We start from the raw sequence: 19,135 nt of genomic DNA on the forward strand, positions 1-19,135 counted from the left end.
AACGACTGAAGTCGTTACTACAAACATCAGAAGATAACGACTGAAGTCGTTACTACAAACATCAGAAGATAACGACTGAAGTCGTTACTACAAACATCAGAAGATAACGACTTCAGTCGGGACCTTGAACATTGGAGGGTTACTCCGTCGCGGGGATGGTGACTTCTAAGGTGACTGGAACCGGAGGGAGGGGGAGTGGGGGCGCGGTAGGAACATCCAGTAAGGTTGTGGAAGCCGTTTCCAGATTGACTGGGGAATTCAAGAATGCCAGGGGGGGAGCGGGTGCGGGCATCTCTAAAGAGGGTAGAGTCGTCAGCGCCGGGTTATCCGAGGTGGGAGTGGCAATTTGGGGGGCTGTCTCTAAAGACCCAATTAATTGGGCGAGGGCATATTCCATTTGTGTTCCGGGATCCATTGCCATCCAGCCTTCGGGAGTTAACTCCCGCAGTTCAAAGTGGAGATGAGGTCCGGTGGAGTTGCCGGTACTGCCGACTTCTCCAATGACTTGACCCTGTTCTACGACTTCTCCGGGTTGGACAAAGATGCTGGAGAGGTGAGCATAGAGGGTTTCCAGGGTGGAATTTTGGTGTTGGAGGACCACGGTTTGACCATAGCCTCCCATCCAATCGGCGATCGAGACGGTGCCACTATAGGCAGCAACCACGGGAGTTCCGGTGGGTGCACCTAAGTCGATGCCGGAGTGAAAGCGGCTGCCGCCAAAAATCGGATGGATCCGCCAGCCAAATAATGAGGTAATTTCCGAGGGAATTGCCAGGGGGAAAATCATGCTGCTGTTGCCGTTTCCGGGACGACTGGACCGCCTCAGACGATTCCAGTCGAAGTTGCGCGCAGCGGTTTTGGTGCGATAGTGGATGCCGTCAATATCAGCTTTTGCTGACTCTTGCGGGTAGACAGGGGCAGTCCTAAAAGGGACTTGCGGCAATGCGGCGTAGGAGGGTTCGGGCTCTGCATAGTAAACGGGTTCAGCGGGTGCAGCGGCATCGCCTACTGGGGCGGCGATCGCCGGGGGTTCCAGGGGTTGCAAGCCAGGACTGTAGAGATTCGCCTGTTGTGCTTGCTGAATGGATGCCGGAACTGGCAGGCGCTCCTCGGCGTAACGATGCTGTTCGCTCTCCTGAGATGCTTCCGGGATGGGTTGTTCACCCCACGCCGCCTCTTCCACAACTTCCGGTGGAGGGGGTGCGATCGCACTGAAGGAGTCCGACTCTTCCGGTGCAGGTGTAGCTACGGCACTAGCTTCGGCAGCGGCGGAGTTATTCGGGGTGGGGAGACTATAATCTGTGGGATCGACGTAAAGATTGCTTTGGTGGATATTCTGGAGGGTGGGTTCGGCGTTGGCTGTTTCCGGGGTGGGGTAATCTTCCGGTGGGGCGATCGCCTCTCGTCTGTATCCTCCAATTGGATCCGGTTGTGCCATCAGGGTCTCAGAGGCTGAGTCCGATTCAGGATACCACGGGGTCACCCCAGCACTATCTAAGGGGTCCGGGGAAGCATCTTCAGCAAACCAAGGGTCTGCCTGGATTTCCTCAACGAATCCCGAAACTGGAGCATCAGAACCCTCTAAGGGTTGTAACAGTGCAGCACTCGTTGAGACTTCCGGTTCTGAGGGAACCGCTTCAACCGGCGGGGGAGCCATTTCAGCTTGACCAAAAGGGTCTGCTGCATCCGATGGAGTCTGCGCGTTAGCATCTGTGTCTCCACCAAGCAAGCTGAGGGAGGGAATCAAAGCGAGTCCCTGCAACAGGAGAGAAACCTGACAAATAATACTTAAAGGAGTGCGGGAAAGTTGATTTCGCTGGCTCATTTTTAATTTGCTCTTCGCTATAGATTCCTAGAAGGATTAACGGTTTCAAAGCAGGGTTCTACACAGCAAACACCGCGCAGTTAGGCCCTGAGAATGGGATACCCCTGGTTAATTGTACCGGGCATCAACTCAATTTCTTCGAGAGTAGAAGCACTTGTAAAAGCAGAGTTGGGATCCGGTGACGACGATGGGGTGAGACGAACGCGCAGTTCTCCCGTATCGCTGACGCCGAGGACAACCCCTGCGGACCCTTCTACCGCAACGGGTTGACCGATGCCAACCATCAGGTTTTGGTAGGAGGGGAGCAAGGTCCCTACTCCTTTCTCATCAAACGTTTGATATCCGGAGGCGACTGCCCAGAGGGTTAGGGCCGCCAAGGTTTCCAGAGATGTGATCTCAGGATGAGGGCGATCGCCTAGGAAGGTTTGGAGGTTAATCCCGGTTTCGGGGACTGGGTTGGACCAATTAATGCCCACTCCGACGACAGCTTTGGTAATTTGTCCCTGATGGATTTTGGTCTCAGTGAGAATGCCCCCCAATTTGTAGCCCTCCAGAATCAAATCGTTAGGCCATTTTAGGCTGACTGGGATATTGTAGGCGCGGAACGTGGTTGCCAGTCCCCAGGCGCTACAGAGGGTCAGCAGTAGTGCATCCTGGGCGCTGAGGTTGGGGGTGAGGGCGAGGGAGAGATAAAGACCCCCGGGTGATGATTCCCACTGGCGTCCCCGCTGTCCTTTTCCCGCAGTTTGACGGGTAGCAATGACCACCGTTCCTGGGGGCGCACCGGCAGCTAGGAGGGTCCAGAGGGTTTCATTGGTGGAGGAGACTTGATCCAAGATTTGAATAGAAAAGTCGAGGGATGACGGCGACAAGGACGGGTTTGAGGCGAAACCCCCGTCGGTCATTCCCGGATTGATGGTGTGCTGCGATCGCAGACACCGCAGAATATTTTCTATGCAGTCTTGATTCAGGCCCACAGGAGCGGTTTGGATAAAGAGTCCGTGGTCTAAGGTAGCATAAAATGCGAATTCACACTGAAAAATTTTGGGATTTCTTCCAGTTGGGATTGTAGTCTGAGCCTGTCGCTCCTCCCCTGAATCATTCCTTGAGTAATTATTGATCTTCAAACTAAAGATGCATACTTGGCACTGGCGGAATTGGAACGGACTGCCCTATTTGACTTGTAGTTTACTGGAACCTTGGGCTCACGGCTTTTTTACCCAACAATTTTGGCCGCGATCGCCCGAGGAGTTGGTGGAGGTATTGCAACCCACGGCATCGGTGTATCGCGTCAAACAGGTGCATGGGAATAGGGTGTTGAGTACCCAGACTTTGACCCCCCAGGTTCGGGAAGAAGAGTTAGTAGAGGATGCACCACAGAAACCGGAGGCGGATGGGTTGATGAGTGCAGGGTCCCAGGAAGCAATCTGGGTTTGTAGTGCAGATTGTTCGCCGGTATTGATTGGGGATATGCGATCGGGACAGGTGGCGGCGTTGCATTCGGGATGGCGAGGGACTGCGGAAAATATTGTAGCGGTGGCGATCGCTGAAATGGTGAAGCAAGGGAGTCAGTTGGAGGAATTACGAGTGGCGATCGGGCCCGCCATTTCCGGCCCAGTGTATCAAGTCAACACTGAAGTTGCCATCCAAACCTGTGCCAGTCTAGTGGATTTAGACAATCCTGAAAACATTTTAAAAACTGTTCAAGACTTCCCCAATCCTCCCATCTTACCCGACTCCGAACCCGGAAAATCCCGCTTAGATGTCCGACGCACCATTGAGTTACAGCTAGAGAAATTGGGGATAACTTCCGAACAAGTTGCCATTTCCCCCCATTGCACCTACCAAGACCCCGAGAACTTCTTTTCCTACCGCCGAGATGGACTAAAGAAAGTCCAATGGTCAGGAATTGTTTCTTGGTAATTCAGCCACGGGGGCTGACTCTTTGTCTAAAATTGTTTGGTCTCCACAAAACCTTATAAAGAAGAGTTTTCTCCTAACTTACGCAGATTTGGAGAGATAAGCTTGTAGGGGCGAAACATCAATTCGCCCCTATTAAAGATAACGGTCCGGTATCCTTCCTGTTGGATACTTTAATATTCCCTAAAGTAGTCGTCTTGATAACTATCAGGAGAGTTCGATGGTGTTGTTTCCGTGTAACCACAGGTGCGAAATCCCACGAAAAATGGGCTTATGCAGTTTATAAAATTTAAAACAAAAAGTGATGAACTCAATAAAGCTAACGCAATTATTATTGAAATAAAGGTTTTAATAGCTTCTCTTAAATCGGCGAAAAAGTCTTTCTTCATTTTTTGGGCAATCAGTAATAATTATTTGAATTTTTCCCGTTCTTGAACCCTTAAAAATCGTCTTTATGAGATTTGATGAGATTGATGACTTCAGTTGGTTATGGATTAGTCATAATCATTATCTGGATCGTACATCCAGCTAGAAGAATCATAATCATCCATTGGTGTATAGTTAGGGTTTGGTTCCCTATAATCATCATCTGAATCGTCATCTCTATCTTCATAGTCTATCGAGCTGCTGTAACTGGGCCTTTGGCTATAAGAATTTGTATTAGCAGATTGATTGACGGGTTGAGGCGGGAAGTTATCAGAATTAGACTCTTCTTTTGTCCATCCAAACAAATGGCCGAAAAAATTAAACATGAGATTTTCTCCTAAAGGGAATTAATTGATTTCATTTTATTGCCTTCGCAATGCCGCAGACTTTACATTTTGCTCGCTTTCTTTGTGTTAAATTCATTTAGGCTCGCTATAGAATTTAATCATCCTCGTCACTCATTTCATTTTGAGAAAGCATTGCTTCATTCCAGCTACTAATAATCCAAGGCTGAAGCTGATCTGCTCTAGCTACTACTGGTCGAATATTGCTATAATAAGTTGTCTGTCTAATAGGATTCATTACCGTTCTAACCCGTAGAGGAATCTTTCCTTCACGAACTTCTAAGGGCGCAATTAAATCGGGAGTTGTTGTGATATTTTCTTGGCTTTTTAGGTAAATAGGGATAAAATACTGCATTTTCCCATAATACCAACAAGGCTGATATAACCCCTTATAGATAGACCATTGAATTGCCCCATTTAATGCACATATTTGAGTAACCGTACTGGCTGGTGCAAGAAATTCTACCCGTCCAACATTATCACGAAGTATATGCTCATCGCTGATCACAATTTCATTACCAAGGGGTATTTCAGGTGCTTTAGGGACTTCGGGAGGAGGTGGCAATTCCACCTCCTCATCACTGAAATTTTCTCCAGTTCCCGCATCGGTTAATCTCCAAGGTTGATCGTCACGTTGATTGGGTTCAAACTTTAAATATAATGGAACATTATATCGATTTCTTAACAAGCCAGCTGCTACAATAAAACCATCTTTATATTCTAAGAATTTTTCTTGTTCTATACTCCAATAAAGGGTAATTGCTATGTATTTCTTTAAAACATCTAACTCTTTCCCCCAATTCTCTTGAAGTGACTGTTCATTTAGTTTATTTAGAGCTTTTTGAGTAATAAAGCTAAAACTATAAAGGCAGTCCCGTAGTAAATTCCGGGTTCTTGGTGAACCATATTGCTCCAACAAGTCTTCTTTATTAATCATAAGTTCATCTCCCTAGTTAAAATAATATTGTAAAGATTACGAAAAAAATTCTTTGACTTTTACAGATGAAAAATTATTCTCGCATTGCTTTTTAAAAGCCTTAAACTGAGAATTATTATCAAACACAACTTTTATAGTATTGGATAAGGGAATATAGTAAGTCCCCCCAATTTTGATGGCCCCATTTTCGATAGCCAACTTCTCAATATCCATTGTAAGTTGTGTATTTGAAACGTCGTATTCAATTTGTCCTGTAACTGGCATATACTACTTCCTCTTCTATAAAGGTCATAGCTCCACTATAAAACCGATGCCAGATTTCGTATAGACGGAAAATATCTGATTTTATCGGCAACTTTTGGTAAATTCCTTGCCCAACATCGGAAAATGTCGGAAAATGTCTGGTATAATAGAGAATCCCTGACATTGACCCAAGCGGATGAATCTTAAGGAAATGTTAAAACTCGCAGATGATCTAGTATTTGCAAAGACAGGTCAGCACCTTGATGACTTGCAAGAAGCGGTACTGCGGGGAACAATCCAAGGTGAAACCTATCAAAAAATCGCCGATGAGTCTCATTGTTCGGAAGGTCATGTTAGGGATGTAGGTTCTAAATTGTGGCAGATCCTGTCAGAGATGTTAGGGGAAGAAATCCATAAAGGGAATTATAGAGCCACAATGGAAAGGCTACGGATTTCTATTTTTTCTGATAATTCTCATCAAGATTATGTAAAAATTGGTAGCATACATATTTGTCGGGAAAATTGGCAGACCTCGGATATACCCAAGAGCGAAAATAATCTTAAAAATCCTGATGCTACACCAACTGAAACCCGGCATCAAGATTTGAGTGAAATGCCAGATTTGCGGATTTGCTATGACCGCACTGATGAACTTAAAACTTTGAAAAAATGGGTAATTCAAGACAATTGTCGCCTTGTCACCATCGAGGGGATGAGTGGCATTGGCAAAACTACCCTGGCAACAGAACTTATCCGCGACATTAAAGATGAATTTGACTATGTTGTGTGGCGAAGTCTGGAAAAATGCCCGACCTTTCCCGAACTAGAAGCAAACCTGATTGATTTTTTTTTCCAGCCGTCAAAAATCAAATTAGGCAAAAAGAACCTTCAACCTTTATCCCTGAGCAAATACCTGCAAAAGCATCGCTGTTTAGTCGTCTTCGATGATGTTCACCACCTCTTTAGTTCGGGGAAATTTGCCGGAGAATATAAACGGGAAACTCAGGATTATTTCCCTTTTTTTAAACAAATCGAAGAATTATCCCATCAAAGTTGCTTGTTACTACTTGGGTGGGAACAACCGAGACAAGTTACTCAACAAAACAAGGAATATTATCCCATTAACACTCTGAAACTTCGAGGCTTGAACTACAAAGCGGCCCTTAAAATATTTAAGGATAGAGGGGTTGCAAGTTCAGAAATGAGTCAATCATTAATTTCTATGTACCAAGGCAATCCTTTCTGGTTAAAAATATTGGCTACTTTGATGCAAGACTTGGATATCAGCCCTCGGGAGTTATTTGTGGAAAATACTATTTTATTACCGGAAGATTTGAAGGATAATTTAAGGCAACAATTTAAGCGGTTATCAAAAATGGAAATAGAGGTTATTTCCCGGTTAGCCCAAGAAGAAAAACCCGTCACTTTGGCTAGGTTGCTAGAAGATAATAATATTTCCCCGTCAGAGGTACTGAATGCCCTGCAATCTTTAACCCGGCGTTGTTTAATTGAAAAAAACGAAAAATCTTATCTGCTACCCCCTCTATTGCAGCATTACGCGATTTCTTCCATGACTACTGACGGTGATTAAATGAATGATTTGGAGAATAACACTGCTGCCGATACAACGATGAGACCTCTTGGAAACTACGGGATTGCTCCCCCCCAATGAAAATTGATAATCTAGTCATCCATAACTTTAAAAAATTCTCAGACTATAGCCTCCAACTTCATCCCCAGTTTACCCTACTCATTGGCGACAATGGGACTGGTAAAACCAGTCTATTGGATGCGTTAGCTATTGCGGCGGGGGTATGGCTGGTGAATCCACCGGATAGCACTCTATCTAACAGTAAACGGAATATTTTACCCGGGGAGATTCGGATAGAAGCAGTAGAAACAGCCGGAGTTACCCAATTTATTGAACATAAACCTGTTGAAATTAAAGCCAGGGGCTATATTGATAATTCTCCCTATCAATGGTGTAGGAAAATCAATTTAAACGGTTCTCGAACGTCGAACACAGAGGCTAAAGAAATCATTGATTTTATTAGCGTTCTTTTTAAGAAAGACAAATTAGGAGAAATGATTTGGTTCCCAGTGATTGGTTATTATGGAGCGGGTCGAACTTGGCTGCCTTCTAATGCTAATCGCAAAACCGCTAAATTGGAGCAAGGGATAAACCGCAGATGGGATGCGTTTTATGATTGCTTTGAAGAACGAATTCGACTGGCAGACTTACAAACTTGGTTTCAGAAAGAGGCGATCGCAGCTCTCCAACGCAGCGGAAAAATGCGCCCAAGCTATGATGTAGTTAAATGGGCCATTTTACGCTGTATTCCGGGAGGTGATGACCTCTGGTTTGATGGCGATCGCGCCGAAGTCGTCGTTTCTTTGGAACATCAACCCATCCCCTTCAGTAACCTCAGTGCAGGGCAAAAAATGATGGTTGCTCTAATTGCAGATATTGCAATCAAAGTCGTCAATCAAAATACTAAATTCTTGCCCGAAGTCGTTGAACCCAATCCTGAAATTATACCCGATATTCTACAACAAACACCGGGGTTAGTCCTGATTGATGAGATTGATGTTCATCTACACCCTAAATGGCAGAGGAGGGTCGTCAATGACCTCAAAACTACCTTTCCATCCATTCAATTTGTTTGTACCACCCACTCCCCCCAAGTCATTGGTCAAATTGAACCGGAATGCCTGCGGATTCTCTATGAAGATAATTCAGGAAAAATCTGTACCATTACCCCTAAGCAAGGGTTAGGGATGGATAGCTCATGGATTTTACAAAATCTGATGGGAGCCTCAGCCAGAGATATTAAAATTGAAGAGGATTTAGAGCAAATATTTGATACAATTAATGCCGAAAACTATTCTCAAGCTAGAGAACTGATTCAAACCCTCACCGAAAAAGTGGGTGATTTTCCTGAACTACAAGAAGCTACTTCATTTTTAGATAGACTGGAACTTTTACAGGACTATGAAAAGGATTAGAAAAACCCATCCCCCTAGAGAATTTTTAGAGTGGCTCAAGGAAAATGAAGGGTTAGACTGTAGTTATGCAGCACTCCAAGGAAAAGAAGCACATACGGTTTTAAAAACTCATCTGTTAAGAGAACAGGGATTTCTTTGTGCCTATACAGGAGTCAGTATATCCGAGGACGATTCTCATATTGAGCATATTAAGCCTCAATCAGTTTGTAGAACAGTCCCCAATTCAGGAAAGACTTATTTAGAGGATGTTGAATACCGCAATATGGTCGCTTGTTTCCCACAAGATGGCGGGGATGTCTCTCATGGTTATGGTGCGCCAATCAAAGGAGGATGGTGGAATGAGGAGCAATTTATTTCACCCTGCCAAGAAGATTGTGAAAGAAGATTTATCTATGGATGGCGTGGGAAAGTTTCTCCCTCTCAGGAGAATGACACGGCTGCTAATACAACGATTGACATCCTAGAATTAAATGCTAAGTCGTTACAAACAAGGCGTTATCGAGCAATTGTGGGTTTCTTTGGCTTTAGCAGTAAACGCAACACGAAGGAGCTAAGTCAACGAGAGGCTAAAGCGCTATTAACAATGATTGGCAAGCCGGATTCAACAGGAAAACTTCGGGAATTTTGCTTTGTTTTTGAGCAACTTTTGCCCAAATATATCAAGTAAGAATTTACCCCTTGTGCTGTGCCGTAAAATCAACAGATTATAACTTCACCAAGGCAAGCGCGTTCCGTCCCAGGAGAAAAACTCACCTGTATCGGTTTGTTTTAGGTTTTCTAAAACAGTCCAGAGTTGAGAGACGGTTTTTTCTATGGAGAACAATTTTTCGGGGGGAACGTTGCGCTGGAAGGGTTTGGATAAGCGGGTGTCGGTGGTGCCGGGATGGAGGGTGATGACGATCGCCTTTGCACCTTTGCGGGGATATTCGATCGCCACGGTTCGCATGAGCATATTTAAGGCAGCTTTTGAGGCGCGATATCCATACCAACCGCCGAGTTGATTGTCGCCGATGCTGCCAACTTTGGCGGAAATGGTGACGAAAATACTGCGCTGATTATGTTGGAATAGCGGGAGTAAGTGTTTGGCTAATAAGACGGCACCGATGCTATTGACTTGAAAATACCGCATTAAGTTTTCTGAGTTGATTTGCCTCAAACTTTTTTCCGGTTGCAGGGTGGAATCATGTAACAGTCCGACACAATTAATGACGAAATGGAGGGAATCACTGTGTGCTTGAATTTGCCCAGTTACTTCTTGAATTTGTGCTTCGCTGGTGATATCTAGGGGTAAGCAAATTAGCCGATCGCCATGTTGGCGACTCAGGGTTAATAATTCGCTGGCAGAGTCAGAATGGCGATAGGTGGCAAAAACGGTAGAAATACTCGGGGTTTCTAAGCATTTTTTCACAAATCCCAGTCCGATTCCTTGACTGGCACCGATGATGAATGCGTTCTCGGATTGATTCATAGTTGAGTTCATGGGATGGATAGGATTAGTATTGAAGCGCCACTCGTAGGAGAAATTTGTTCTCGCTTTGGGACCAAATAGGGGTTTGACAGTCTCTAGTTTTCACCCTGAAGGCTCATTCATGCATTCAGAACGGAGGGTGGCCCTTGGAAGGCGGATGGGGGGAATATATCCGAATGTCTTGACAATTGGGCTCGGGACTCTGAACTCGTTTTGAGATGGAATGACCCCGGACCCATCTGGAATTGCCGATCGCCCTCTGGGTGATCCCCGGTGCAACAGGTTGAGAGCAACAAATATCTCTGGGGCAGAGGTGGGCAAGATAAACTAAAGAAGAATGCCCAATATCTGGGGGTTTGGGTTAGAGTTGAGACACCGTTGGGCAGATTGTCTAGAGAAGGTCTGCGATCGCCTCAGCACGATGCGAAAGCAGTCAGGTTATTCTAGTAATTACTCCGATGAGAACACCAATTTTTCTATGAGGACTCGATTTCACAGTGGGACTCTTGGTAACTCCCCTGTTCATCCCCGATTTTGCCGCGCAATCTCGGAAAAAATATAATCATGATTGAGTCTACAAGTTGTTATTTTCAAGGGCTTGATCAAGGTCCTAGGGTATTAAAGATAGGGACTTGTGGACAGGTGACCGTTAATGGTAGTTTAAATAAGAGGTAGAAAAAAATCAAATGAGCGAATTAAGTTGCTACGAACAGTTAGGAGTCTCAGAAAACGCTTCGTTTGAGGAAATCCAAGAAGCCCGCACTCGCATGAGCGCACTGCATAGTGGCGATCGCAAACAAGTTGATCTCATTGAAGCGGCTTATGATGAAATTCTGATGCAGCGTCTACGGCAGCGTCAAGAGGGCAAAATTAAAGTCCCGGAACGAATTCGCTTTGCTGAACGGGAAGTCCGCACCATGCCGACTGCACCCCCCACTCCCACAAAAGAGGCTCCAGCCTGGTTACAAGGATTCTTAGATACACCCTCTCGGTCTGATATTGTATGGCCCGCAGGTGGTTTTTTTGCGTTGAGTCTTCTGAGTTTATTGCAACCGGCTTCTGCACCTTTAGCATTAGCGCTGGGTGTTGGCGTCGGTCTTTATTTTCTCAATCGTAAAGAAAAGAAATTCGGTCGTGCTTTAGCGATCACCGTGGTTGCCTTACTCGGGGGATTGCTGATTGGTGCCCCCCTAGCCACTTGGTTAACCAGTGTGGGTGTGCTGTTCCCGGCAGATGGTTTAGCTGCCAGTTTTACCTTTTTTGTATTGTGGTTGGTTAGTAGCTTTTTACGTTAATTTACTCAGCTTCAATACCAAAATAAAAAAGGGTAAAGAATTGAATTCTTTACCCTTTTTTTTAATGCTTTGAAATGGGTATCAGGAGCAGCCATCTAACCCACGATGGAGACAACTGCACCTGATTCAGTCTTTACCTATTCCGCCGTTTGAGGCAGGAGTTCACGCTGTTCACCGGGTCGGACAATCACTTGACCTTCTTCCCCGATGTCTACGATCGCCGTCTCGCCATCTTTCACTCGACCGGAGAGGATTTCCTCGGCTAAAACGTCTTCTAACAGACGCATAATGGCACGGCGCAGAGGACGCGCACCATAAGCCGGGTTATAACCTTCTTCAATCAACCGTTCTTTAAAGCGATCGGTGACTTGTAAGGTAATTCCCTTCTCGGTTAAACGGCTGAAGACTTCTTTCAGCATGATTTCCGAGATTAACTTCACTTCGTCCTTGACCAATTGACGGAAGACGATAATCTCATCCAGACGGTTGAGGAATTCCGGACGGAAGTAGTTTTTGAGTTCTTCGTTGACCAAGCTGCGAATGCGGTTGTATTGTGCATCGGCTTGGTTTTCCGAGAATTCAAATCCAAGTCCACCGCCACCTTTTTCAATGACTTTAGACCCAATATTCGAGGTCATGATCAGCAAGGTATTTTTGAAGTCTACCGTGCGACCTTTGGCATCGGTGAGGCGTCCGTCTTCTAGGATTTGCAGGAGCATATTGAAGACGTCGGGGTGAGCTTTTTCGATTTCATCGAACAGCACCACGGTGTAGGGACGGCGGCGAACGGCTTCGGTGAGTTGTCCGCCTTCGTTATAACCAACATAACCCGGAGGTGACCCGATGAGTTTGGACACCGTGTGGCGTTCCATGTACTCGGACATATCCAAGCGAATCATCGCTTCTTCTGAACCGAAGAAGTAGGACGCCAGGGCTTTGGTCAGTTCGGTTTTACCAACGCCGGTAGGACCGGAGAAGATAAAGCTGGCGATCGGGCGGTTGGGGTTTTTCAGGCCGACCCGGGCGCGACGAATGGCGCGGGAGACGGCTTTGACGGCTTCTTCTTGACCGATGAGACGCTGATGCAGGGTGTCTTCCATGTGCATCAGTTTCTCGGATTCGGATTCGGTGAGTTTGTTCACCGGAACGCCGGTCCAACTGGCAACGATTTGGGCGATGTCTTCTTCGGTGACGACGGGGGAGAGTTCGCTATCGGTAACGCCGGTTTTTTTGTTACTGGCGATCGAGCGGATTTCGGCTTTAATCTCCATTTCGCGATCGCGCAGTTCTCCAGCACGGTCAAAGTCCTGGGAACGCACGGCATCGTCTTTTTCTTTGAGAACTTGCCGCAGTTCTTTATCCAGTTCTTTGGCGGCAGGAGGCAGTTGGGAGTTAATCAACCGCACCCGAGAACCGGCTTCATCTACCAAGTCGATCGCCTTATCGGGCAAGAAGCGATCGCTGATGTAGCGATCGGACAGTTTGGCGGCAGCTTCCAGGGCTTCATCGGAGATTTTCAGTTTGTGGTGTTGCTCGTAGCGATCGCGCAAACCAAACAGAATTTCAATGGTTTCATCCACCGTCGGTTCTCCCACCATCACCGGCTGGAATCGGCGTTCTAAGGCCGCATCCCGCTCGATATGCTTGCGATACTCATCTAAGGTGGTCGCCCCGATACATTGCAATTCACCCCGGGCTAAAGCCGGTTTTAGGATGTTTGCGGCATCGATCGCCCCTTCGGCTGCACCAGCCCCAATCAGGGTATGGACTTCATCAATGACCAGGATGACGTTCCGCGCCGAGCGGATTTCATCCATAATTTTCTTAAGCCGTTCTTCAAATTCACCCCGATATTTGGTCCCGGCAACCAGTAACCCAATATCTAAGGTGACGACCCGTTTATCTTCGAGGATATCCGGCACATCGTTATTGGCAATCCGTTGGGCCAATCCTTCGGCGATCGCCGTTTTACCAACCCCGGGTTCCCCAATCAGCACCGGGTTATTCTTAGTCCGACGACCCAGAATCTGGATCACCCGTTCAATTTCTTTCTGACGCCCCACCACCGGATCCAGCTTGCCTTCGGCAGCCATTTGGGTCAAGTTAGCCCCAAACTCATCCAGGGTGGGAGTCTTGGTGCGCGCATTGCTGGCTCCAGAAGTCACTTCGGCAGTTTCTCCCAGCATCCTAATCACTTGCGTGCGGACTTTCGAGAGGTCAACCCCGAGGTTTTCCAGAACTCTAGCTGCGACGCCTTCGCCTTCGCGAATCAATCCCAGTAGCAGGTGTTCAGTGCCGATGTAGTTATGGCCGAGTTGACGCGCTTCTTCTAGTGAAAGCTCCAGAACCCGCTTGGCTCTAGGCGTAAATGGAATTTCCACTGCCACGAAACCGGAACCGCGACCAATAATTTTTTCGACTTCAATGCGGGCATCTTTGAGATTAACCCCCATTGACTTGAGCACTTTTGCTGCAACCCCGGTACCTTCTCCGATGAGACCCAGGAGGATCTGTTCGGTACCGACGAAGTTATGTCCCAGGCGGCGTGCTTCCTCCTGGGCCAGCATAATCACTTTAATAGCTTTTTCTGTGAAGCGTTCAAACATGGCTTAATCCCTTTACCGACACATTTGGCGCGTAAGAACCTGCTTTCTCCCCCAACTGAGACAAAACTGCAAGCACCTCGCCCCTCCAGAGTATTCTTTTGGGTGACTTAAGTTGCTGCTAATTTCCTCACAGCTCTGGGTTTCCAGCACCTTCAGAAGCATTCCACCATCTCTGAACCCTTTAATCTCTCTATCCTAGGGGATTTGCCCTTGGGATGAGTTTTGAGTTATACTGTGCGTTTGGGTATCGCAGTGGTAACTCTCGACTCCTGAGAAAAGCAGGGGATTCGGAAGGGGATTCGGAAGGAGGATTTGAAGGCCGAAGCCAGTTGGCTTGGGGTCAATTCCTGCCATCCCTTTGGTACTTTGACCTTTAGCATAGCAAAAGTCTTCCTTTTCGTGCCACCGCTTTTGGATCGGGCAGAAGTTTGGGTGTCCGGGGCACCAGAGGGACCCCAGATAACCCTTCCCGAAGCAAAGGCAGGGCGATTTCATCTCCTATTTCGGTCTTAAAGTCCTTTAATTTTGCTTCCCAAAGACAGCAGCAATGACCAAAATTTTGCCTTGGGGTCACTTTTTTGCGATCGATGAAGACGGCTGTATTCTCAATGATTGCCATGAAGATAAAATTTTGCCCCCCTGGACTTCTTTAGTCAACGAACTTTCCCAGACTTGTCTAGAGGTTTGGTCTTCCCGGTTACAAGGGCTTTATTTGCGGGGGTCAGTGCCTCGCGGCTTGGCAATTTTGAGAAATTCAGATTTAGATAGTTTTGCCATTTTATCCGGGGAAATTACCCCAGAAGATGTCCATCACTCTCGGAACATTTCCCAGACCCTGAAAAGACGTTATTTGTTTTGCAAAAAGGTGGAATTACTGCTCTTTAATCAAACTTGGATGGAAAAAACTCATTCCATTTGGCCGGTTATCATTCAAACCCAAAGTCTGAAAATTGCCGGACCTCATAATTTTTTCTCTGGAAAAAAAGCCCAGCCCGGTCGTGACTTAATCAGTTATAGTTATACTTGGAGTGCCGATTTAGAAAATACATTGAAGCAGTTGGAAGGCTTCTCTCCCCAGTCTTTCCATTTTTCAACTCAAGTTAAACAACAATGTGCTTGGATTGCGCGACGCATGATTCGGGTAGGATTTGAATTAGTAAGCGAACGCGATCAACGTTATACACCGGATTTATATCACTGCTATGAGCGGTTTTCGGCTTATTTTCCTGAAAACCGGGCTGCGATGCGAAAAGCACTAGAACTAGCAATCGAACCTTCTCCCAATCGTCCCGGGTTAATTCTCTTTTTGCGCGGTTTTGGTCGGTGGCTAGAAACGCAAGTCAATCCAGAACTTTAGGGTTCAAGATTGGAAGAAGCCTCTACGAATAAAATTCCCTGAGTGACTAAGCGGGTTAATAGAGGAATCACTTCAGTTTCTACATCTAGGAATGGACACCAATCCGCTAAATCCAGGAGGGTAAACCCCTCGGGGAGAAAGAATTGTTGGACTAAATGAGTGGGAATTCCTTTAATTGTAGCTTGTTTTGCTGCAATGGTAACTTGAGTGTGATTATCGCCGATCGCAACAATTTTTACGGGATGTAACGCCGAGGGTCTAAACCGAGTTTCTAGTCCTTGGTCAAAAATTTGGCTGCCGAGTTGATAAGGGAAAGAAAAAGGAAGAGTAGGGCGATCGCTATAGCTTAAATAGTCTAAGTACCCGGCGATGGTATCGGGATTTTGCAGCAACTCAATGAGGCGATCGCGTAACTGTTCCAAATGCGGTTTTACGGTTGTCATATCTCCTTGCGGTATCACCGGCAAACTCTGTCGCCATTGGGGATTTTCTTCCAATTGTTTTTCTAACCAATTCATCCAGTTTAGCCCGGTTTGACAATCAATTCCTAAGGTCAAATGCAGAGAGGGAGAATAATCATCCAGCAAGGGATTACTACAGGCGATCGCATAATGCCAATGTCCCCGAGGAATATATAATAAATCCCCGGGTTTTAAAGTACATTGCAAATAAGGCGGCACATCCGGCGGAATTTGGTCCGAAGATCGCATCTTCCAAAGGGGAAAGGCGATCGTTTCAGGAAAGATAAACCAGTCTTTCTCTCCAGCAATTTGTAAAATGATCACCTCATGGCTATCATAATGACAATTAAACCCTTTTTCATCCCAGGGTGAACAATAGAGATTAATTTGACTGCGATAACCGAGTTCTTGACGAATATTGGCCACCAGTTTTTTAAGTTCCGGAACCCGTTCATGGACACTATCAATAATTAACGTTGCCCCTTCCTGGACCCGTTCCAGCCATTGATCCACTCCCGTGGCAGGGAGAGATTCTCCATCTCGGGAAAATCGTAAATCTGGATATTTAATCCGGTGGTAATTTAATAAATAATTGAACTGCGGCCAGCCAAAAAGATGGCTAAACTTTTTACTTTCAGTTCCGGGAATAAAAACCGCCTGTTTTGTCCAGTTTTCTTGAAAAAATTGATGAAGAGGATAAGGGTCCAGTAATGCTTTTAAACAGTCCATAAGAGAATTCTAAGCAATATTTTTTCTTTTATCCCCGTAAAAGTAAGACAAGCCAACAGCTAAACCCCTCAACAGAGAAAAATTTATAGATAAATGATTAACAGTTAATTGAAGGTTACAATTCCCCAATTTTAGGATTCTTGAAAAGTTTAAAAAAATCTGGGATGTAAAACCGAATGGGCGGGTCATTTACACCCCAGATTTTCCAAGTCGTTCTCTAAACTAGATGATAGGCGGGGAGTTATACTTTAACCCAACAACCGCCTTACACTTGCTGAGTCCCCGAATTTTGGTCTTGATCAACATCTTGATTTAAATCTTGATTTCGGTCAACGTCCGTATCAGCAACTAACTTCGAGTCTTCAAAAGATTCAGCGGAATTCACCGAAAGGTTAACCACTTCTACTTCTATGGATGAAGTATTCTCCGAACCATCTCCTTGAGTTGTACCGAGAATGGATTGAGTTGGTGCAATTAAAAACAAGCTGGCCTTAGCACCCAAAAGACAGGCGAGGAGTAGGTTAGAAGGTCGTAGATAAGACATGAAACAAGCAATTTTACTAAATGAACAAGAGGTTTCCTTTAATGTAGCGGTATCAATATAACAGATGATTTCCAGTTTGACAAGGAGGGTTCTGTAGAATCTGTGCCTAATCTTAGCTCGGATTCAGTTTTTAGATTGATGTTTTTGCCAGTTAGAAATTCAGTTACCATCAACAGAAAAACTCTGCAAATGTAGGAAGCACAAAGCCTAGCACTTGCGGTTAAAACGGGTTCAGCAGACCTGTTGCAAAATAAAACGCCAATCGGCATTTTAAAAGTCTGCAAACAGTCTCGAAAACACTGAATTTCTTGCAGCAATTTTGGCAAAAATGAGTTAATCTGGAGCAAAGACCCAGTTTGTTCGAGGGTTAACTAGAAAAATTATCGGTGGTATTTTTTCGCGATCGCCAAATTTTAGCCCATGACAGTTTGCAGGGACCGATTAAACGGGGAAAACCTAGGCGAGGTCAATTCCTCAAAATTTTGAGGGGACATCCAGGGGAGTCCTGATGGCGCGTAAATTGCCTGTGGCAGTGGCGATCGCCCGATGACATGGGGGCCATTTCCACAAGGGCCAGTCACGACCTTTAAAGGGGATTAAAATACCTTCAACGCCGTTACCTTCTGTCCAGATAGTCAGCATCTTGGCAGTGATAATCTGGATAAAACCCTGAAAATTGGGAGTTTTCACCCCTAAGTGAAAAAATCCCACGGAGAGTGGGAATTTTTTTTGTAGACAGAGAAAGGAGTTCAGAGTCTCAGAGGGATTTTGAATCAAGGATTGTAGGCATTTCGGTCCGGTTTCTGGATCAAACTGAGGGGTTGAACTCCTGTTGATTTCTGATTATTTTTTACCGTTCCCAGATTAACTATGCAACACCTGAAAAAAGCGTTCTGCCTGAGTTTCCTCGTTCTATCTGCCTGTGCCACCAATCCCACAACGGACGTTAATACCCCTCCGGTGGATAGGGAACCCTCGGTGCCATCAGCACCCCAGAGTCCTCCCGTTTCTCAATCCCCCATTCCGAATCCCATTTTTGAGCCAATTTTACCTCAAATTAAACAAGAAACTCAAGTTCCAATTCTCCTCCCAGATTATGTGTTTGGGTCTGATGGTGCAAGCCCAGTCTATGCCACGATTGAAACCGTTACCCCCTCTCAATATCAGGTAATTTTAGGATTTACGCCCGATTGTAATGGTGGAACTGCTTGTCGGCTGGGCACAGTTTCTGGAACCGCAATTTCCCCGACCAGTCCAAATTTAGAAGGAAAATCGGTTCCTTTAGATGATGGAATCACCGGCTATTTTCTGGATGCGGTTTGTGGTGCAAATTGTTCGGATTCCACGATGACTTGGGACCAAAATGGCACGCGCTATCAAATGGGAATTAAAGCGGGGAAACCGGAAGATTTGGTGAAAATGGCTAATTCTGCGATCGCCAGCGGTACATATTAAATTCAAGACTTTCTAAGGGCGATTGCCCTTAAGATAAATGATTCCTAAGAGGATTTTGGCAACTGCCAAGATCCTCTATTTTTTGGGTGCGATCGCCAGGATATCCTCCATTCATTATTTCTCCCTGTTCTAAGTTTTCGCAAATGTACCCCAAAAATTTTGTGCTTTCGTGAATCGGGGGCTTGAAAAAATATGCATCTAACTTCAATCTGTTCAGATTGCAAATTATCAATTTGTTATGATTACTCCCCATAAGCGGGGAGAACGGGCTAGATTGTAAAGATTTGTAAATCTACTTGCGGGGTATCACCCCTCACTGTTATATTAAATGGAGTAGATGCACCCTGATGGCAACGCCCACTCACCCAGTGGGCGTTTTTTTTATCTACTTTTTTGCAAATTGCAGCAGTGTAATTGACTACAAATTTCGCCTGTCCAGTTAATTGTAAAGATTTGTAAATCTACTTGCGGGGTATCACCCCTCACTGTTATATTAAATGGAGTAGATGCACCCTGATG

Annotated in this window: 17 protein-coding genes; 7 read left to right on the plus strand and 10 right to left on the minus strand. The window is 45.7% G+C overall.

Annotated features, from left to right (window positions below; genetic code table 11):
- Window positions 1–139: 139 nt before the first annotated feature.
- The gene (locus NG795_RS04090; protein WP_367287393.1) at window positions 140–1,825 is read right to left on the minus strand and encodes a peptidoglycan DD-metalloendopeptidase family protein; all 1,686 of its coding nucleotides are present in this window, start codon (window positions 1,823–1,825) and stop codon (window positions 140–142) included.
- Window positions 1,826–1,905: 80 nt separating this feature from the next.
- A complete protein-coding gene (locus NG795_RS04095; RefSeq protein WP_367287394.1) occupies window positions 1,906–2,802 on the minus strand; it encodes a biotin--[acetyl-CoA-carboxylase] ligase in 897 nt (298 codons plus the stop codon).
- A gap of 157 nt (window positions 2,803–2,959) precedes the next feature.
- On the opposite strand from NG795_RS04095, the gene pgeF reads away from it, so the two are divergent.
- Complete coding sequence (gene pgeF / locus NG795_RS04100) at window positions 2,960–3,748, plus strand: peptidoglycan editing factor PgeF (protein ID WP_367287395.1); 789 nt, start codon at window positions 2,960–2,962, stop codon at window positions 3,746–3,748.
- Between the two features lie 491 nt (window positions 3,749–4,239).
- Here the strand turns inward: pgeF and NG795_RS04105 are convergent, their stop codons facing one another.
- From NG795_RS04105 to NG795_RS04115, 3 genes are all read right to left on the minus strand, one after another.
- The gene (locus NG795_RS04105) at window positions 4,240–4,497 is read right to left on the minus strand and encodes a hypothetical protein (protein ID WP_367287396.1); all 258 of its coding nucleotides are present in this window, start codon (window positions 4,495–4,497) and stop codon (window positions 4,240–4,242) included.
- Window positions 4,498–4,612: 115 nt separating this feature from the next.
- Window positions 4,613–5,452, minus strand: coding sequence for a DUF3825 domain-containing protein (locus NG795_RS04110; protein WP_367287397.1), 840 nt, complete (start codon window positions 5,450–5,452; stop codon window positions 4,613–4,615).
- Window positions 5,453–5,488: 36 nt separating this feature from the next.
- Window positions 5,489–5,716 (minus strand): hypothetical protein, encoded by a 228-nt coding sequence (locus NG795_RS04115; RefSeq protein ID WP_367287398.1) that lies wholly within the window; start codon window positions 5,714–5,716, stop codon window positions 5,489–5,491.
- Between the two features lie 175 nt (window positions 5,717–5,891).
- Here NG795_RS04115 and NG795_RS04120 point away from each other — a divergent pair, with 175 nt between their 5' ends.
- The 3 genes from NG795_RS04120 to NG795_RS04130 all read left to right on the plus strand — a co-directional run bounded on the left by NG795_RS04120 (window position 5,892) and on the right by NG795_RS04130 (window position 9,368).
- Window positions 5,892–7,286 carry a helix-turn-helix domain-containing protein gene (locus NG795_RS04120; protein WP_495855875.1) on the plus strand — a complete coding sequence of 465 codons (1,395 nt, stop codon included), beginning with the start codon at window positions 5,892–5,894 and terminating at the stop codon, window positions 7,284–7,286.
- 77 nt (window positions 7,287–7,363) lie between these two features.
- Complete coding sequence (locus tag NG795_RS04125; protein WP_367287400.1) at window positions 7,364–8,701, plus strand: AAA family ATPase; 1,338 nt, start codon at window positions 7,364–7,366, stop codon at window positions 8,699–8,701.
- Window positions 8,688–9,368: a retron system putative HNH endonuclease gene (locus NG795_RS04130; RefSeq protein WP_367287401.1), complete on the plus strand. Its 681-nt coding sequence runs from the start codon at window positions 8,688–8,690 to the stop codon at window positions 9,366–9,368. Before NG795_RS04125 ends, NG795_RS04130 begins: the two co-directional genes overlap by 14 nt.
- A gap of 45 nt (window positions 9,369–9,413) precedes the next feature.
- On the opposite strand, the gene NG795_RS04135 is transcribed toward NG795_RS04130, so the two are convergent.
- A complete protein-coding gene (locus tag NG795_RS04135; RefSeq protein ID WP_367287402.1) occupies window positions 9,414–10,181 on the minus strand; it encodes an SDR family NAD(P)-dependent oxidoreductase in 768 nt (255 codons plus the stop codon).
- A gap of 674 nt (window positions 10,182–10,855) precedes the next feature.
- Here NG795_RS04135 and NG795_RS04140 point away from each other — a divergent pair.
- The gene (locus tag NG795_RS04140; RefSeq protein ID WP_367287403.1) at window positions 10,856–11,464 is read left to right on the plus strand and encodes a CPP1-like family protein; all 609 of its coding nucleotides are present in this window, start codon (window positions 10,856–10,858) and stop codon (window positions 11,462–11,464) included.
- A gap of 137 nt (window positions 11,465–11,601) precedes the next feature.
- On the opposite strand, the gene NG795_RS04145 is transcribed toward NG795_RS04140, so the two are convergent.
- Window positions 11,602–14,070, minus strand: coding sequence for an ATP-dependent Clp protease ATP-binding subunit (locus NG795_RS04145; protein ID WP_367287404.1), 2,469 nt, complete (start codon window positions 14,068–14,070; stop codon window positions 11,602–11,604).
- A 547-nt stretch (window positions 14,071–14,617) separates the two neighbouring features.
- Between NG795_RS04145 and NG795_RS04150 the strand changes: the two genes are divergently transcribed.
- Complete coding sequence (locus tag NG795_RS04150) at window positions 14,618–15,427, plus strand: hypothetical protein (protein WP_367287405.1); 810 nt, start codon at window positions 14,618–14,620, stop codon at window positions 15,425–15,427.
- Here the strand turns inward: NG795_RS04150 and NG795_RS04155 are convergent.
- The 3 genes from NG795_RS04155 to NG795_RS04165 all read right to left on the minus strand — a co-directional run bounded on the left by NG795_RS04155 (window position 15,424) and on the right by NG795_RS04165 (window position 17,872).
- A complete protein-coding gene (locus NG795_RS04155; protein ID WP_367287406.1) occupies window positions 15,424–16,617 on the minus strand; it encodes a JmjC domain-containing protein in 1,194 nt (397 codons plus the stop codon). The genes NG795_RS04150 and NG795_RS04155 overlap by 4 nt on opposite strands.
- 265 nt (window positions 16,618–16,882) lie before the next feature.
- Window positions 16,883–17,161: a hypothetical protein gene (locus tag NG795_RS04160; protein ID WP_367287407.1), complete on the minus strand. Its 279-nt coding sequence runs from the start codon at window positions 17,159–17,161 to the stop codon at window positions 16,883–16,885.
- A 474-nt stretch (window positions 17,162–17,635) separates the two neighbouring features.
- Complete coding sequence (locus NG795_RS04165; RefSeq protein WP_367287408.1) at window positions 17,636–17,872, minus strand: hypothetical protein; 237 nt, start codon at window positions 17,870–17,872, stop codon at window positions 17,636–17,638.
- Between the two features lie 159 nt (window positions 17,873–18,031).
- Between NG795_RS04165 and NG795_RS04170 the strand changes: the two genes are divergently transcribed.
- Window positions 18,032–18,616: a hypothetical protein gene (locus tag NG795_RS04170; RefSeq protein WP_367287409.1), complete on the plus strand. Its 585-nt coding sequence runs from the start codon at window positions 18,032–18,034 to the stop codon at window positions 18,614–18,616.
- Window positions 18,617–19,135: the final 519 nt, after the last annotated feature.

It is taken from the genome of Laspinema palackyanum D2c, assembly GCF_025370875.1.
GTDB lineage: Bacteria > Cyanobacteriota > Cyanobacteriia > Cyanobacteriales > Laspinemataceae > Laspinema > Laspinema palackyanum.

What these genes read in the sequence shown, in the direction of transcription:
- pgeF (WP_367287395.1), top strand. Translation starts at nt 2,960, where the DNA reads ATGCATACTTGGCACTGGCGGAATTGGAACGGACTGCCCTATTTGACT.
- NG795_RS04105 (WP_367287396.1), bottom strand. Translation starts at nt 4,497, where the DNA reads ATGTTTAATTTTTTCGGCCATTTGTTTGGATGGACAAAAGAAGAGTCT.
- NG795_RS04130 (WP_367287401.1), top strand. Translation starts at nt 8,688, where the DNA reads ATGAAAAGGATTAGAAAAACCCATCCCCCTAGAGAATTTTTAGAGTGG.
- NG795_RS04160 (WP_367287407.1), bottom strand. Translation starts at nt 17,161, where the DNA reads ATGTCTTATCTACGACCTTCTAACCTACTCCTCGCCTGTCTTTTGGGT.
- NG795_RS04090 (WP_367287393.1), bottom strand. Translation starts at nt 1,825, where the DNA reads ATGAGCCAGCGAAATCAACTTTCCCGCACTCCTTTAAGTATTATTTGT.
- NG795_RS04135 (WP_367287402.1), bottom strand. Translation starts at nt 10,181, where the DNA reads ATGAACTCAACTATGAATCAATCCGAGAACGCATTCATCATCGGTGCC.
- NG795_RS04170 (WP_367287409.1), top strand. Translation starts at nt 18,032, where the DNA reads ATGCAACACCTGAAAAAAGCGTTCTGCCTGAGTTTCCTCGTTCTATCT.
- NG795_RS04110 (WP_367287397.1), bottom strand. Translation starts at nt 5,452, where the DNA reads ATGATTAATAAAGAAGACTTGTTGGAGCAATATGGTTCACCAAGAACC.
- NG795_RS04155 (WP_367287406.1), bottom strand. Translation starts at nt 16,617, where the DNA reads ATGGACTGTTTAAAAGCATTACTGGACCCTTATCCTCTTCATCAATTT.
- NG795_RS04115 (WP_367287398.1), bottom strand. Translation starts at nt 5,716, where the DNA reads ATGCCAGTTACAGGACAAATTGAATACGACGTTTCAAATACACAACTT.
- NG795_RS04140 (WP_367287403.1), top strand. Translation starts at nt 10,856, where the DNA reads ATGAGCGAATTAAGTTGCTACGAACAGTTAGGAGTCTCAGAAAACGCT.
- NG795_RS04145 (WP_367287404.1), bottom strand. Translation starts at nt 14,070, where the DNA reads ATGTTTGAACGCTTCACAGAAAAAGCTATTAAAGTGATTATGCTGGCC.
- NG795_RS04125 (WP_367287400.1), top strand. Translation starts at nt 7,364, where the DNA reads ATGAAAATTGATAATCTAGTCATCCATAACTTTAAAAAATTCTCAGAC.
- NG795_RS04120 (WP_495855875.1), top strand. Translation starts at nt 5,892, where the DNA reads ATGAATCTTAAGGAAATGTTAAAACTCGCAGATGATCTAGTATTTGCA.
- NG795_RS04150 (WP_367287405.1), top strand. Translation starts at nt 14,618, where the DNA reads ATGACCAAAATTTTGCCTTGGGGTCACTTTTTTGCGATCGATGAAGAC.